The organism is Granulicella sp. WH15, assembly GCF_009914315.1.
Taxonomy (GTDB): domain Bacteria; phylum Acidobacteriota; class Terriglobia; order Terriglobales; family Acidobacteriaceae; genus Edaphobacter.
The window spans coordinates 2056343-2070758 of the sequence record NZ_CP042596.1; the positions used below are offsets into that span (position 1 = coordinate 2056343).

The following is a 14416-nucleotide window of genomic DNA, read 5'->3' on the forward strand; positions in this document are numbered from 1 at the left end:
ACAGTGAGCGTAGCGAACTGCGCCAATGCGGGCTGGCGCTCAACCTCTGGGGGTAGATGTGAGCAAGGTGCAACGAATCATCATGGCAGATAGCCATGAGCGCAGTTGGATCGTCCTCGATGCGAGCGGACGACCCATTACAGAAGTCAATGAATACCTGCTGTATCTTCACCATCTCGGGCGGTCCCCGAACACGGTCAGAGCCTATGCTCATCATCTTCAGCTCTTCCACGAGTTCCTGATAGACTCCCGTCGCAACTGGAAGAAGCTGGCTCTGACCGATCTGGCCACATTCGTGGGCTGGCTACGTCTGTCATCGAGGAAGGCCAAGGAGCCGCGTTCCGACTCGACAATCAACGTAGTGCTGGCGGCAGTGGGATCGTTCTATGAATATCAGGACAGGCTGGGTGTAGAGACGGAGATCAGCCGTTCACGCCGCTTCGGAGCAAAGAGTCCCTACAAGCCGTTTCTTCACCAAATCAATCGGACACAATCTCTGCGACAAGCTGTGATGCGTGTGCGAACAACGAAGCTGTTGCCCAAGGTTCTTATAGCCGCCGACGTTCAGCGGCTGCTGGATGCCTGCATCCATCTTCGGGATCGCTTGCTGTTGTGCCTGCTGTATGAAAGTGGGATGCGCATCGGCCAAGTGCTTGGCCTGCGACACGCAGATATCCGTTCGTTCGATGGCGAGATCGAAATCGTTCCACGTCTAAATCTGAATGGGGCACGCGCAAAGTCGCGCACCGCCTACGTCGTCCATGTCTCAAAGGAGGCCATGTCGCTGTATGCAGACTACCTCGTGCACGAGTGCCAAGAAGCTTCGAACGACTACGTGTTCGTGAACTGCTGGGGCGGCCGCATCGGGGCTCCGATGAACTATGCGACCGTCATCGATCTGTTCCGCGCTCTCGGTAAGCGAACTGGGCTGCATATAACGCCACACATGTTCCGGCACACGCATGCAACCGAGTTGCTGCGAGCTGGATGGGATGCGGCCTATGTGCAAAAGCGGCTGGGTCACGCCCATATCCAGACTACGACGAGCACCTACGCGCATCTGTCCGGTGAAGATATGGGAGCGGCGTACGCACGCTATCTGCGGGAGCGTGAACGATGAGCCGCCGATGCGCGGAGTGGAATCACGCCAAGCAGCATCGCCTTCTCGCTCAACTAAAGGGCTTCTGGGCGGAAGATGTCTGGGACATGCAGAGCTGCCGATGCAAGGTCTATCGCTGAAGGCAAACCAACGTCGTCTCCGGCTCGAATGCAAGTCGAGAACGATCAACGGAGAGCTGAAGTATGCGTTCTGGAAGAAGTTCGCTGAGGGCCAGTGGACAAGCACACAAGAGCTGACGAGGGTGCATCTGCTCGTGAGATGGCTCAACAGCCTAAAGCATCTTCCGGTATCGCTCATGGAGCGTGACCTGGAATCGTGGAAGCGTTCGTACACGGCTTATCTTCGACGCTGCGGGATGTATCGCATGGGCATAACCCATCGCATGGATAGCAGCCAGCAACCGCGTGTGACACCGCGCGATAGCGCGTATATCAGCACTCTGCGGCAGGCATACCTTGTTCTGAGCGACGCGTATGATGACCGACCGGAGCAGGAAAAGGACATATGGGATCTGCGACGCGTATCAATGCTGCACAACCCAACGCTGTCTCCGGGGCCGCTGAACTTCCTGAAGATCAGGCAGCCCTGGCTCCGTGTCGCGGCAAAGTCACATCTTGCATACAGTCTCCCGATCTATGCGGAGGGAACGTGTCGAACACGGCTGCAATCTCTGGTCTGCTTCTCGGAGTTCCTCGCTGCCGCCAAGCCTCAAGCCACGGCCCGTTCGATCACGCGTCCGCTGCTGTTGCGCTATCTGAGCTACCTTCCGAGCCGAGTGTGTACCGGCGCGAGAAAGAACCATGTCATCAACCTGCGGACGTTCCTTGAAATGGCTCATCGTGAGCGGTGGTTGCCGGTTGGTCCCGAGCGGCTGATCCACGACGAAGAGGTTCCGCAGCCAATGAAGCATCAGCCTCGTTATATCCCTTCGACGGTGCTCGACCAACTGAACCAGCACCTTCATGACCTGAAGCCATCGTGGATGCGGAAGGTGCTCATCTTGCAAGAGTGCGGCATGCGAATCAGCGAGCTGCTGCAGCTCTCGCTGGACTGCCTCTCGCAGGACGCGCGTGGCATCTACTATCTCCGTTACCTCCAGGGCAAGGTTCGGCGGGAGAACGCGATCCCTGTATCGCAGGAGATAGCGCATGTCGTGCAGGAGCAGCAAGCGTCAGTTCGGGAACGTCATCGAGACTTCTACCTTCTGTTCCCCAGCGAACGGGGTCGTCCGATCCGCCAGGCCAGCTTCGCGCAGGTCATCAATCAGCTCGCCTACAACCATCGCATCACGGATGCGAATGGGAACCTCTTCCGCTTCCAGTCACACCAGTTCCGCCACACGGTGGGCACGCGCATGATCAATCTCGGCGTACCTCACCACATCATCCAGCGCTACCTGGGCACAAGGGCCCCGAGATGACCAGCCGTTACGCCCATATCCACGACAGCACGATGCGGGAGAAACTCTCTGAGTATCTTGCAGGCACGCTGGTTGATGTCGCTGGACATAAGGTCGTGGAAGACAGCGTCAACGATACGGTCGAGCTGCAGTGGTTCACCCGTAACGTGCTCGCGCAGGCTCTGACCAATGGCTACTGTGCGATCCCCACGGTGGCTGGCCCTTGCCCTCATCCGAACGCCTGTCTGAACTGCGCTCACTTCCGCACCGACATCACCTTCCTGGACGTTCATCGTGCCGAACTGCGCGAGACCGAACGCGTCATCGCCAAAGCCGATGCGAACGGCTGGACGCGACAAAGCGAGATGAATGCGCGCAAACGAACGAATCTGGTAAACATCATCACCACTCTGGAGGAGACACATGCGTAGAAATACAGAAGGGCTGAAGCGTAGCGCAAAGCTCAGAACCGCCGCCGCGCTGGAGAAAGCGCAAGCCGCCATCCGTCGTATGCAAGTGGAAGAGATCGCGATCAACTTCCGCACGGTCGCGGCCCACGCCGGCGTATCCACCGCCTGGCTCTACAGCACCAAACCTCTACGAGATCGCATCGTGAAGCTTCGCGCCGTATCGAAGACGCCCGTGCAGAACGATACGAACCATCGACGGCTCATCTCGCAGGAGCGAGTGATCGCCACACTGCGACTCCGCGTCAAGGATCTGGAAGCCAACAACAACGAGCTCAAAGAACAACTGGAACGAGCCTATGGACAGCTTGCGATACCTTCCTCAAATAACAAATCTGCACGTCGTGGACATGTCCATGACGTGCAGGCCCGCGAAAACAGAAAGAAATCTCTTGACCACTACAGATAATTCAATCAACTGCGCCTCCAACACTTCGGCATCGGTCATGTACTTGATGCGGACAGGCACAGTGGCAGCTTCGGCCATCTTCGCGGCGCGGTAACGCCGTGCGCCAAAGACAATCTCAAAGCCGCGCTCATTCAAGGGACGGACGAGCAACGGCGAGAGAACACCCTGGCTGCGGATGGTTTCGGCCAACTCTTTCAGGCTGGCCTCCTCGAAGAGACGGCGCGGGTTGGTGGCGGACTCGGTGAGCATGGTGAGGGGAAGGTCGCGGTACTCGGTGGCGTTGACGATGGTGGTATTCATGGTGATGGCTCCTTTCGAGCGGGGTTGCACTGCATGGGGTCATGGGGCGTACACGCTGGCCTGTGTCCGCTCCGGGGAACGGAAACGGGTCAGGCGCGTGGGGTCTGCCGCTGCCGTGCGAAGGCTTCGGCAAAGCCCTGGGCGCGGAGATTCTTGTCCCACAGCGCGGCGAGCTTTTCGTGTTCGTCGTAGAGGTCACGGATGAACACATAGTTCTCGCCGTCGATGGTGCGGGAGAACTGTTCGACACCCGCGTGGTCGTCGCGGTAATAAAACGGGGTAAGGTGCGCTCCACCCGCAAGGCCAAGCTCGAAACACATCTCAGGCTTCGCCAGTGCGTCGGCGTATTGGGCGACGGACAAAGCCGGGAGACCACATGGGCCGGACTCGTCCATCGCGTCAATCACGAGGGCGACATGCGGTGGGTTCTCGACTGTGAGGTAAAGGCCGTGGTGCCAACCTCCGGCCTTCTTGAGAATGGCAAGGACTGTTTTCATTACGCCACCTGAGCCAGTTCTGCATCGGGCATCGCCGCCTGTTCTGCGGTCGGCGGCTTCAATGCGGCGAGGATGACGGCGGAGGTCTGCTGCACCACTTCCAAGCTCTCGGCCAGTAAGGAAGCGTTGCCGTGGTAAAGCTGGATGTAGTCGGCGGAAGCGGTGCCGGTGTCCAGCCCTATGGCCTTGGCAATCACAAACGCAATCGCCTCGGCTTCGGTCTCGCGTACCGTCTTCGTGGTGGCGGTGCGGCGTTCAGCCTTGTGCAACATCTCATGCGCGACTTCATGCACCAGCGTTGCGAACTCCTCGGCCTTCGACTGCCCCGGAAGGATGGCGATGCGCCCGCCGTAGCTCATCCCCAGCGCGGGAGCAATCTTCTCGGTAAAGACAAGTTCGATACCCTGCTGTTCGATGAAGGACAGCAAGCGGTCGCGGTTCTCGCCCACGTCGCCGGACATTTCGCGCAGTTCGGGAAGCTCTGCGCCTTCGGTCTGCGACACGTCGAAGACATGCGCCGAACGGAACCCAACCAAGACCGCCGTGTTCTGCTTGGTCACGTCCTTGTCGGCTTCGGTGTCCTTCTTGCGACGAACGCCGACGATGGGGGCAATGATGCGGATGCCCTTCTCGCCCTTCTTGACACTGCGGCCAACCTCTTTCCATTTCCAGAACCCGGCCACCTGCGTAGCGTCCGGCTTCTGCCGTGCGATTTCGAGGATGTTGCCAAAGCTGTAGTTATGGAAGCGGCTCATCGCCGTGAGGTACGCGGTGAGTGCATCGGAGTGTCCGGCCTCAAGCTGCTCGATGAGGCTCTTGATGTTGGCGGCGATCACTTCTCTCGCCGTCTGGGGCTGTTGCCGTTGCTGCGGCGGTTCAGGGTTTTCGCTGGTGAGGCGACGGGTGCTGGTGGTGGCTACGGTCTGCATGGGTGTTTCCTCCGTGAAGGAGGGCTGTTCGCCTTTGGCTCTCAACCAAATTTCTTTTGTTGAGTGCCCCCCTTCATGGTTTTGGCGGCGGGCAGGGACGAGGCGGGTTCGGTCAAGGGCGCGCGCACGTCTGCGCGTTCATGGAGCGTCAGCGAACACCCTTGACGGGTTCCGACCGGCTCTGCCATAAAGCCGCATGAAGGGGGCACTTGATAAAAGAAGAAATTCGGTCCTCTCCTTATCGCTTTTGGCTTTGGCCTGTAGGGAGGGCGTTGCGGGAGGGAACGTCCCGCTGTGGTGGGTGGCGGAAGACGCACAGCGGCTGGAGACAGGGAGGAGTGCAACTCCTCCCTGAGATAATCGGATTGCGCGATGGTGCGCGGGAGAGAATATGAGCTTGCAGGCAATGACCAACAACCCTTTTACGCTGGTCAAGAACGATGGACGGAAGATTGATTTTAAAGGGCTTCTCTCGCAGAAGACGCTTACCACCTTCAATCACACTCTTCAGGTCGAGGATGGGGATACGGTCGAGCGCACTTTACCAAACGGCACACTTGAACGGTTTCAGGTGATGGACACCGGGTATCATCCTGGCTTGTCAGGAGCGATTAGCCCGAACTACCAAATGAAGGTCGAAAAGCTCGGAACTCCGATACCATCGCTACGTGCCTCAGCCGCGAACGTCACCAATATTTACAACGTCCATGGCCCAAACGCCCGCGTCAATCTCCAGAGCGTCGATTCCTCCAGCAATATCGCAAACATCGGGGAGACGGAGCTATTCGACAAAATCAGGTCTGCAATCGAAGCGGGAGTCCTTGGACCCCAGCGCGAGCAGATGCTGTCTGCTGTCACCGAACTTCAAACGTCGGCAGGTACAGAAAGCTACTCGGATAAATTTCAGAAGTTGTTCTCAGTTTCCGCTAATGCGATGACGGTCCTCGGCCCCTTCCTGCCCGCACTCGGTCAGCTTGCGGCATCGGCCCTCGGCGGAAGTTGATTATTCGACCCGACCTTAAAGGCTCTGCGGGTGAAGTGTGGTGGCTGACTTAGCGGCAGCTCACGCGCTTTTCATTATTCAAAGAGAGAAACGAACGCCGCTGCTGCGCTGAAACCGGCGGTCCATGCGCTCCATATCGCGGCTTTCTTGTTAAGGAGAGATGCGGCTGCTATCGCTTGCTGCGTGCTCTGCAAGGTGACTAGAATACCCAGCGCGTGCCCTTCAATGTCGTCACTAATGGAGGACCGTGGCTCCTCGAACTCCGGCGGAGTCGGCAGGCTTGAGAGATACCAGAGACGTGCTGCCCTGAAACCGCAGATCGCCGTTGCAATCGAGAGGATGATGAAAATAGCTTTCGCAAAGCTTTTAAGGGTCATGTCGTCCTGTCGGGTTCACCGCCGTTTGCCACGGCAACCTATAATTTTCTTATGGATTGGAGCGAGTGGATCTGGGTCGTCGGCCCCGCGGTTGCGGTTTTGGGCTGGGCAGGAGCGACGGTCGTCAGGTCTTGGCTAGAAGATACGCCGCTCAACGGCATCAGAAAGTTATTTGGTAAGGCGGCTGCTCCGTCCAAGAAAACAAGTTTGTCAGTAGTTGTCCTCACTGCTCCTGAACCCAAATGGCACATCGGAGCTAAAGGGAAAGAGCCGATGCTCAACCTGACGCTTCATGCGAACCTGGCTCACAAGTCAGAAGTCCCATTGAAGATTGTGCAGGCGTATTTGAAGGGCACGAAACCATTCGGAGTGTTCTTCCCATTCATTGTCGCCGGCCCTTATGACGATCCCTCACTGATTCACTTTTCGGTTAGGCCGATCATCGTCAAGGGGCTCGATAGGCTTACCCGTCGCGTGGTACTGGTTGACCAGTTCGGCGGTGAACACGTCACGGCTCCGGTGACATTCTCTACCGTCCCGGTTGAGCCGTGGCGGCGTGGCGTTACAGATGCCAACCCGGCGATAAAGTGCCACATTTGCGATCAACCTGTCTCGATGATGGAGCTACATGAGTCGGCGGCGATACCCGCGCATAAACGCTGTATCAAATGAATCGAGGACTAAACCTGGCATTTCAAGTTCTGTCGGGGGTCTCTCGTATTGAAAATGAGCAGCGGTCGCGGCGAAAGGGCTCTTCTTATTCTGTTTTTTTGCATTTATAGTACGAATACTATAAAGTAAGAGTGTGCCGCCGACTGAACGAAACCGCTTGGCTACGATCTCCTGGGAGGGCGACTCGTGGAAGGTCCTCAAGTCATGGCCGAAGGCGATCCAATGGGATTTCGGCAACTCGTTACGCGAGATGCAGAACGGGCGGCCAGCGAAATTAAATGTTCGGCCTATGCAGTCCATCGGTGCAGGCGTGTTCGAGCTGAAAGACTCCGACGAAAAGACCTGGTATCGGATGGTGTATTTAGCCCGCATCGAAGACACGATCTACGTGCTGGACTGCTTTGAAAAAGACACTGCCAAAACCGAGCGCAAGGATTTGAATACCGCTACGAGCCGGTTGTCGCAGGTGAAGCAAAGGATTCTGGAGGAACGGAAACGTGAAAAACGCAAGCAATAAGCCGGAACACATCACCAAGGGCGACATCTTCGACGACCTCGGCTTCTCTCCTGCGGAGACGTTGGAGATGAAGGTCAAAGCTGAGATTTGGCAAGCGTTGGTGCAGCATATCGAGCAACACGGATTCACCCAAGCGTATCTGGTGGCGACGCTCAAAGCGCACCAACCGGACGTAAGCAACCTTCTGCGGGGAAGGATCTCCCGCATCAGCATTACGAAGTTGATTCAGTTTGCCGCCCGGCTCAACCTGGATGCGCGGGTCAAGGTGACATCACCGAAAGCGACGGGGAAAGCACTTCCTTCCCTCAAGGCATCTACGGCAAAGTCGAGCAAGAGCAAACGCGAACTGGCCCACGCTTGAGCGTCTGCTGTCACTGATCGAGGTTCAAGAGCATGTCTGGACAAACAGATGTCGTCAAGACAACAGTTCCTTCCGAATTGTCTGCGGCGGTAGAACACCTTCGGAAATCCTTCGATACCATTCATTTTCAATTCGGCTGGACGACAGAACAGTTGTGCTTCTGGCAACTCCACGGTCAAACGCCCAAGGCGGGGACCAGGAACCTCCAAGAATATGCCGAGGCGCTTCCACACTTGAAACAGCGAGTGGGGCCTGCGGCAAGCCAACGCTTTGACAAGATGCTCTCGCGACGGACGCCACCCGCGATCTTCAAAGCGTTCTATGACCTTTACATGGACGGCTTGAAGTTCCAGATACAGCTCATTTTCAAGGGCCTGCTGCAAATGGGTTTCGCGAACGGGAAGAACGTGTCGTTCGGCCCGATTGACTGGGCCAAACAGCTTTCTGAAGAACTCATTGACCATCATCGCCATAAAATTCCGATGTGGGTAAAGGGCGTTTGTGACGAACAGCCCTATGATCCGAACGAAGACATTGAAGAGCGAATCTTTTGGAGGAAATGGCAAGCTCCACACCTCCTCGTGATGGAACCCTCCCGATATGCCGTATACGAACCGGAACGCGTATGGGAGCGAACAGATCAGGAGACTTCGTTACGGTGGCTCGATGTCTTTAGCCAGGAGTATTCTCTGGTACTAAAGCTCGAAGTAGAGAATCTGGCGGGCACGGCGGCTCTGCAACAAGCCATGTCGCCGCCTGCGGAAAAGCCAAAGGAGGCGCAAGTGTCTCAGACCTTCAATCTGCACGGACCTAATTCGAGGATTAATTTCAGCTCGACCGACAATTCGACCAATGTCGTTCATCAGGCATCTCCGTTCGGAGAGATTCGATCTGCCTTGGAGCAAGGGATTGCCGACGCTACGGAACGTACTCGGCTGCAAACAGCACTCAACGGTCTTGAGGTTTCGACCGAGCGCGAATCTGGCACGAAGAGGTATGAAGAGTTCATCAGCGCCGCCGCCAATCACATGACACTGATCGCCCCGTTTCTGCCGGCTCTAGGACACTGGGTGCATAACCTCGCCGCCTCGTTGTAAGGAAAATCAAGCCATGATCTTCAAACCGATGGAGATTTTCCTAGCGGGATACTCTTCACTGACTGTCTTTGCCTTGTAGGGCGGAGTATCCATTTAGAATCGCTTGATGGATTCGACCAAACTCTTCCATCGCGACCCGCGAGAAGTCCCTTTCTTGCGTGACCAGGCGAGGATGATCCTCGTATTGGCAGATGAATCTTCCAGAGGCGTACCTATCCGCGAGGACGATGACTTCGGTTTCATGGCGATGCAGTTTCTCTACAAGCAAATTCAACATGCTGAATCATTACTGTCTTTGGAACCGAGGCGCGATGCCGGACTCCTTGCGCGGACGATGATTGATGGTCTGTATCAACTTCTGTGGACATGGCATGATCCTGAAGCCAGGGCGCGACGCTGGCGATCATTTGCGATCATCCACGATTGGCGGCTTATTCAAGGCCGTCTGCAAGAGGGTTTGTCCGTCGAAGAGGTGGTCATCACGCAGAATCAACTCGGCTTGAATACATTCGGACATCTGCATCGTCTCAAGAAGCCGAAGCTAGGATCGTCCGATCCGTATCATCGGAAATGGTACGGTGGAACCACTCTGTTGGACATGGCCGATGTCGCGGGTCGAGAGCTGTACGACGGCCCATACGCTGAACTTTCCGATTGGGAGCATTGGGGCGTTAGCGGTATCGGAGACTCAATATCACGCAACGACAACCACCTAGTCGTTGATACACATTCGGAACGGGTGGCTGGACTGGCACTGCTCGCGTTGTTCCAATGTTTGATACAAACGCTTCAGCTCGTTGACTCTCATCTTTCGTTGCAACTCGGTAAAAAGCTCACTAGGATCACCACTGACTTCATCACAACCATGAACTCTTTTCGTCAAGTATGAAGTCTTCTGGCACAGGGTGGACCTCCCCGCTGAGGTGGGAGCCGGAGAACGCGTACGCGGTCGCAGCGGGGAGGAAACATCCTCCCCAATACGGGTCTTTATCTTGGTCGGCTCAGGGCGCTATTCGCCGGAAGGTCATGCGCGGTTGCCGTAGCGTGTTAGCGTAGGGCGAGAGAAAATGAAGAGTTATAAGTATCCCTTCCAACAAAAAGCCCATCACGAGCAACATATTTCCGCGCCTTTGTTGGCGGAGCGAGACGAGTATCTGAACCACCTGCTCCAACGGGGCACCAGCAGAAAGAGGGTGCATTCGATCAGCCGGAAACTGCTGAACTTAATTCCTCTTCTTGGCCTACGCTCTAACTCCACGGTGACCCAGGAGGAAGTCGATCAGGGAATCCTGCGTTGGAAACAAAGCATCGAAGCCTCCTCGGAAAGAATTGTTTCTTCGGTCGCATTCGACGATTTCAGAAGAGCGGCGATTAATTGGCTACAGTATCGCAACCTCTTCCTTGCGGCTCCAAAGCGACCGACGCCCTACGGGGACTTGATGCCGAGCTATATCTTTCACATCAAGGTGACGCGAGGCATGACGCCGGGGAGTGTCATCAATAGCGGACACCGGGTGCTCTGGTTTCTGCGATGGGCAGAACACAGACGCGAGTCATTTGCGGACATCACGCTTCAGGATGTCGAACGCTACATCGCGGAAGACTGCATTCCGAGGGTCAAGCTGCGTACCGTTGTATCGGCGTGCGTGGCGTTACGCGTCTTCTTTCGTTATGCCGAACGCGAGGGGCTTACGAAAAACCGGATCGCCGCCGGCATTCATGTTCCGTCAGTACCAAGGTACGATCCCAACCCACGCGGACCATGCTGGCGAGAAGTACGAAGGATGATTGCCTCGGCCTCCGGAGGCAAATCAACCGACCTTCGCGCGAGGGCGATCCTGCTTTTGCTCTCTGTGTATGGATTGCGCAGTAGCGAAGTAACGCGGCTAACCGTCGATGACATCGACTGGTATGACGAGAGCATCTTGATCCGCAGAGCCAAGCATGGAGGAACGCAGCGCTTTCCGCTGCAATACGAAGTGGGCGACGCCATCCTGCAATATCTGAAGAATGGCAGACCTGCGTGCGAAAGTCGCAGCCTTTTCGTCACCGTCCACACTCCGTATCGAACCATCCCCGTGGGAGCTCTTCTCACTCTGGTGCGCAGGCGGGCGGACGCTCTGGGAATCACCTCTCCGCAACCTGGGCCGCGCGGGTTGCGCCATTCCTGCGCGACGCAGCTCTTGCAGAAAGGCCATTCTCTGGCTGAGATTGCCGATTTCCTGGGCCATCGCGACCAGACCTCCGTGAGCGTGTATGCGAAGTCTTCGGCGGCTGCCTTGCGCAAGGTCGCGGCGTTCAGTCTGGGCGGTTTTCGATGAGGCTCGCGGAGGGGATCGAGCTTTTCGTGGCGCGCAAGCGGGATGCGAGGGTGGCGTATCGGCAACCGGAGGCCATGTTACGGCGCTTCAACCAGCTGGTCGGCGACATCCATCTCAGCGAGGTCACAACCCAAGATGTCGCCAGCTACCTGGATTTGAATTCCAAAGAACCTTACATCTGGCAGGTGAAGTACCTGCTCGTGCGCCGTCTCTTCGAGTATTGGACTGCCCTCGGCGTCATGGAGCCGTTTTTGATGCCGCATAGAAGGTTGCGCGTCCGTTCCACCTTTCTTCCTTACGTTTACAACCACGCAGAAATCCGATGCTTGCTCCAAGGCACCGCGAAGGTTGGGAAGGATCGGCTGACTGCGCTGGAGCCAAAGACGTATCGGATGATTCTTTTACTTTTGTATGCCACGGGAATCACGCCAGCCGAGGCCGTTCTGTTGGCACGTCTGGACATCAATTTCAAAAAGAAGACCCTCGCGGTCTTCGAACCGCGCTCTCGGCGGCGGCGCACCATTCCGATCAGCGAAGAACTTTGCGGGATCTTGCGCGAGTATTTCAAGTGGCGGTTCGGGTCGAACAAGGCGAACGAGCGCCTCTTTATAAAGAAGTCGGGCTGTTCCATTCCGACCGCATCGATGCAGCACTACTTCGCCCGGTTAGTCAGACACGTCAACGCGCGACGGCGCGACGGGGTGCCCGGTTGGCCTCGCATGTCTGATTTTCGGTGTAGCTTCGCGGTGCATCGGATCACAGAATGGCTCAAAGATGGGTCCAACATGAACCAGACGCTGCCCGCGATGAGTGCGTATCTGGGACAGATAGGGCCGCACTCCATCGAACGCTACATCCGGCTTACGCCAGAGCGATTCCGGAAATCGCTTCTTTCACTCAGCCCAATGCGAGGACGGAAGCGCTGGCGTGACGATGAAAACCTCATGCGGTTCCTTGCTTCCCTTTAGTGAAAAGCGAAGCAAGCCAAGTTGTCGCTATCTGTCCGCGAGGTGTTGTCGCCGTTCTACATCGACAAACCTGCTGCAATGGTCTCTGCGGTCGAAAGTGCGGACGACTTCGTAACAGCATGGCTTAGATTGGCCGCCAGCGAAGCCGCTGAGTCCGTAAACAGTTGGGCATCGTGGGCGGCGCGAGAGACGGAAACGTAGGCGAACCTGTCGTTGATGAGGTTGGGACGAACGTGGCTATCGATATTCACCAGTACCCGGTCGGCGGTGAGACCTTGCGAACTGTGCGAGGTCACGGCATAGCCGTGGTCGAAATGCCGCATCGCGTTGGCATCGAAGCTGACGGATTTGCCACTGTCCATCTTCACGGAAAGGTGGCCATGTTTGTCGATGCGCTCGACCGTGCCAAGGTCACGGTTGGCAACGCCCAACTCTTTAGACGGGGCGGTGAAGGAGAGACGGTCGCCTGTAGAAAACTCCCGCTCCAGTTCGCGGTAGACGTTTACGCCATATAACCGCGCGGGGTTGTAGGTGAGGCTAGTTCCGTCCTCTTTCTGAACGGTGAGCAGATTATCTTTGGGTTGCGTTGCAATGACCTTCGTATAGCTTTGCTTTTCAATGCCGATGTCCTGACTGCCGCGCGGATAGTGGAGTACGTCATTCACTGCATAGCGAGCGGCCCAGGTACGATCCGCTCCGGTCATATCGGAACGCGGAGCGAGCACGCGCACCGCATGATCTTCTGTGGCGACTATGCCAAGGGCCTGCAACTCGGAACGCACGGCCTGATTGATCTGACGGCGTGAGGCGTTGTCGGGCGATACGACGATGGTGTTGTCCGGGCTGGCGGCGTAGCTTCGCGCAATCGCAGCGATGCGCTGCTGGGCATCGGCAATCTCGGTGACACGGCCTTGTTGTTCCAACAGGGCGACTCCCTCGGCGACTTCGCCGCGCGAAAGATGCTCGACTGCCTTAAGTAATTCCGGGGCTTCTCGTTGACGCACAATCTGGTCAAGCTGGGTGGTCTTCATTCCAGCGTTGACCAACTGCTCGAAGGGCTTGCCCGCTTCGACGCCCTGATGCTGGCGGGTGTCTCCGATGAACAACACACGGTCGCTGGATTCGAGTTTGGCGAGGAAGTCACGCACCTGTTTGGTACTGGCGAGACTGGATTCATCGACCATGTAAAGGTGACGGTCGGGGCTTGGGTGGCGGACACGGACAAGGAAACCCTGTAGGGTGTCGGCAGAGATACTGGCGTCGCGGAGCTGGTTGGCGGCACGGGATGTCGGGGCGAAGCCTTCGACAACATAGCCGCGCTTTTCGGCTGCCTCGCGCACCGATTTCAAAAGCGTGGTCTTGAAGGTTGTCATGAGCGTCGTTGCCCCGGAGAAGTCCATCGTTCCCTGGGCATGAGCAACGCCGGCGAATGTGAGGGCGACCAGAGTCGGCCCCATCACACGCGCTGCGTGGAGAAGTTTTCGTTTGGAGAAGGGTTGCGTCCACCGTTTGGTGGGGGGATTGGACGACCGACTGAGAGGTTTTTTCAATCGGAATGGGCGGCGGAGTCTGAGCATATATGCACCTCTGCTGACGTAGTGTTGTCAGCTAGGCGCAAAGCTAAGGGCATCGCGCGGAAACGTCCAATGACTTTTGGGGAGAGCGTCATTCCAAAATGGAATGACGACGCTGCGGCAGAGCGAAATATTCCTATAGTTCGTAGTCGCGGATGACGAGTGGAGTCCCAACGCCGCCCTTGAATAAGGTACCTTTCACGATAGGCTGGCAGGAGACGGAACTGGAGAACGATGTGCCGTCTGTGAATTCGATCAGAGTTTCGCAGCCGTCTACGTCATCCTTGTATATCTTGAGCGTCTTAATGGTTTTGCCTGCAACTTCGGTACATTCCACATAGTCTTTCGCCACGTCTGCCTCCTGTGAAGGATTCGATGCTAACTAGCCTGTCCCTTATTAGGGGA

The 14416-nt window shown here is 56.6% G+C and carries 18 protein-coding genes; 12 read left to right on the forward strand and 6 right to left on the reverse strand.

The features are described 5' to 3' along the window. The first annotated feature begins 82 nt into the window (after nucleotides 1-82). The 4 genes from FTO74_RS08590 (at nucleotide 83) to FTO74_RS08605 (ending at nucleotide 3395) form a co-directional block, all read left to right on the forward strand. Entirely contained in the window at nucleotides 83-1120 is a 1038-nt protein-coding gene (locus tag FTO74_RS08590) for a tyrosine-type recombinase/integrase (protein WP_162537768.1), read from the forward strand. 100 nt (nucleotides 1121-1220) lie between these two features. Then, nucleotides 1221-2540: a tyrosine-type recombinase/integrase gene (locus tag FTO74_RS08595; RefSeq protein ID WP_162537769.1), complete on the forward strand. Its 1320-nt coding sequence runs from the start codon at nucleotides 1221-1223 to the stop codon at nucleotides 2538-2540. Beyond that, nucleotides 2537-2950, forward strand: coding sequence for a hypothetical protein (locus tag FTO74_RS08600; protein ID WP_162537770.1), 414 nt, complete (start codon nucleotides 2537-2539; stop codon nucleotides 2948-2950). The genes FTO74_RS08595 and FTO74_RS08600 overlap by 4 nt, the downstream gene beginning before the upstream one ends. Continuing rightward, nucleotides 2943-3395 carry a DUF6262 family protein gene (locus tag FTO74_RS08605; protein WP_162537771.1) on the forward strand — a complete coding sequence of 151 codons (453 nt, stop codon included), beginning with the start codon at nucleotides 2943-2945 and terminating at the stop codon, nucleotides 3393-3395. The genes FTO74_RS08600 and FTO74_RS08605 overlap by 8 nt, the downstream gene beginning before the upstream one ends. Here the strand turns inward: FTO74_RS08605 and FTO74_RS08610 are convergent. From FTO74_RS08610 to FTO74_RS08620, 3 genes are all read right to left on the reverse strand, one after another. Continuing rightward, entirely contained in the window at nucleotides 3309-3695 is a 387-nt protein-coding gene (locus tag FTO74_RS08610; protein ID WP_255462583.1) for a ParB/RepB/Spo0J family partition protein, read from the reverse strand. The genes FTO74_RS08605 and FTO74_RS08610 overlap by 87 nt on opposite strands. Before the next feature lie 89 nt (nucleotides 3696-3784). Next, the gene (locus FTO74_RS08615; RefSeq protein ID WP_162537772.1) at nucleotides 3785-4192 is read right to left on the reverse strand and encodes a hypothetical protein; all 408 of its coding nucleotides are present in this window, start codon (nucleotides 4190-4192) and stop codon (nucleotides 3785-3787) included. Beyond that, entirely contained in the window at nucleotides 4192-5121 is a 930-nt protein-coding gene (locus FTO74_RS08620; protein WP_162537773.1) for an ArdC family protein, read from the reverse strand. The genes FTO74_RS08615 and FTO74_RS08620 overlap by 1 nt, the downstream gene beginning before the upstream one ends. Nucleotides 5122-5512: 391 nt before the next feature. On the opposite strand from FTO74_RS08620, the gene FTO74_RS08625 reads away from it, so the two are divergent. Beyond that, nucleotides 5513-6124, forward strand: coding sequence for a hypothetical protein (locus FTO74_RS08625; protein WP_162537774.1), 612 nt, complete (start codon nucleotides 5513-5515; stop codon nucleotides 6122-6124). 74 nt (nucleotides 6125-6198) lie between these two features. Here FTO74_RS08625 and FTO74_RS08630 read toward each other — a convergent pair whose 3' ends face one another. Beyond that, the gene (locus tag FTO74_RS08630; RefSeq protein WP_162537775.1) at nucleotides 6199-6501 is read right to left on the reverse strand and encodes a hypothetical protein; all 303 of its coding nucleotides are present in this window, start codon (nucleotides 6499-6501) and stop codon (nucleotides 6199-6201) included. Between the two features lie 51 nt (nucleotides 6502-6552). On the opposite strand from FTO74_RS08630, the gene FTO74_RS08635 reads away from it, so the two are divergent. From FTO74_RS08635 to FTO74_RS08665, 7 genes are all read left to right on the forward strand, one after another. Beyond that, nucleotides 6553-7173, forward strand: coding sequence for a hypothetical protein (locus tag FTO74_RS08635; RefSeq protein WP_162537776.1), 621 nt, complete (start codon nucleotides 6553-6555; stop codon nucleotides 7171-7173). Between the two features lie 133 nt (nucleotides 7174-7306). Then, nucleotides 7307-7690 carry a type II toxin-antitoxin system RelE/ParE family toxin gene (locus FTO74_RS08640; protein WP_162537777.1) on the forward strand — a complete coding sequence of 128 codons (384 nt, stop codon included), beginning with the start codon at nucleotides 7307-7309 and terminating at the stop codon, nucleotides 7688-7690. Beyond that, on the forward strand, nucleotides 7671-8051 hold the full coding sequence (locus FTO74_RS08645) for a helix-turn-helix transcriptional regulator (protein WP_162537778.1): 381 nt from the start codon (nucleotides 7671-7673) through the stop codon (nucleotides 8049-8051). Before FTO74_RS08640 ends, FTO74_RS08645 begins: the two co-directional genes overlap by 20 nt. Before the next feature lie 32 nt (nucleotides 8052-8083). Beyond that, on the forward strand, nucleotides 8084-9148 hold the full coding sequence (locus tag FTO74_RS08650) for a hypothetical protein (RefSeq protein ID WP_162537779.1): 1065 nt from the start codon (nucleotides 8084-8086) through the stop codon (nucleotides 9146-9148). A gap of 106 nt (nucleotides 9149-9254) precedes the next feature. Next, on the forward strand, nucleotides 9255-10037 hold the full coding sequence (locus tag FTO74_RS08655; RefSeq protein WP_162537780.1) for a DUF5677 domain-containing protein: 783 nt from the start codon (nucleotides 9255-9257) through the stop codon (nucleotides 10035-10037). 178 nt (nucleotides 10038-10215) lie between these two features. After that, nucleotides 10216-11469: a tyrosine-type recombinase/integrase gene (locus FTO74_RS08660; protein WP_162537781.1), complete on the forward strand. Its 1254-nt coding sequence runs from the start codon at nucleotides 10216-10218 to the stop codon at nucleotides 11467-11469. Then, nucleotides 11466-12437, forward strand: a complete 972-nt coding sequence (locus FTO74_RS08665) for a tyrosine-type recombinase/integrase (RefSeq protein ID WP_162537782.1) — start codon at nucleotides 11466-11468, stop codon at nucleotides 12435-12437. The genes FTO74_RS08660 and FTO74_RS08665 overlap by 4 nt, the downstream gene beginning before the upstream one ends. A 56-nt stretch (nucleotides 12438-12493) precedes the next feature. On the opposite strand, the gene FTO74_RS08670 is transcribed toward FTO74_RS08665, so the two are convergent. Together FTO74_RS08670 and FTO74_RS08675 are read right to left on the reverse strand one after the other, a co-directional pair. Continuing rightward, nucleotides 12494-13894 carry an AAA family ATPase gene (locus FTO74_RS08670; RefSeq protein ID WP_255462631.1) on the reverse strand — a complete coding sequence of 467 codons (1401 nt, stop codon included), beginning with the start codon at nucleotides 13892-13894 and terminating at the stop codon, nucleotides 12494-12496. A gap of 253 nt (nucleotides 13895-14147) precedes the next feature. Beyond that, nucleotides 14148-14363 (reverse strand): hypothetical protein, encoded by a 216-nt coding sequence (locus tag FTO74_RS08675; protein ID WP_162537783.1) that lies wholly within the window; start codon nucleotides 14361-14363, stop codon nucleotides 14148-14150. Between the last annotated feature and the right edge of the window lie 53 nt (nucleotides 14364-14416).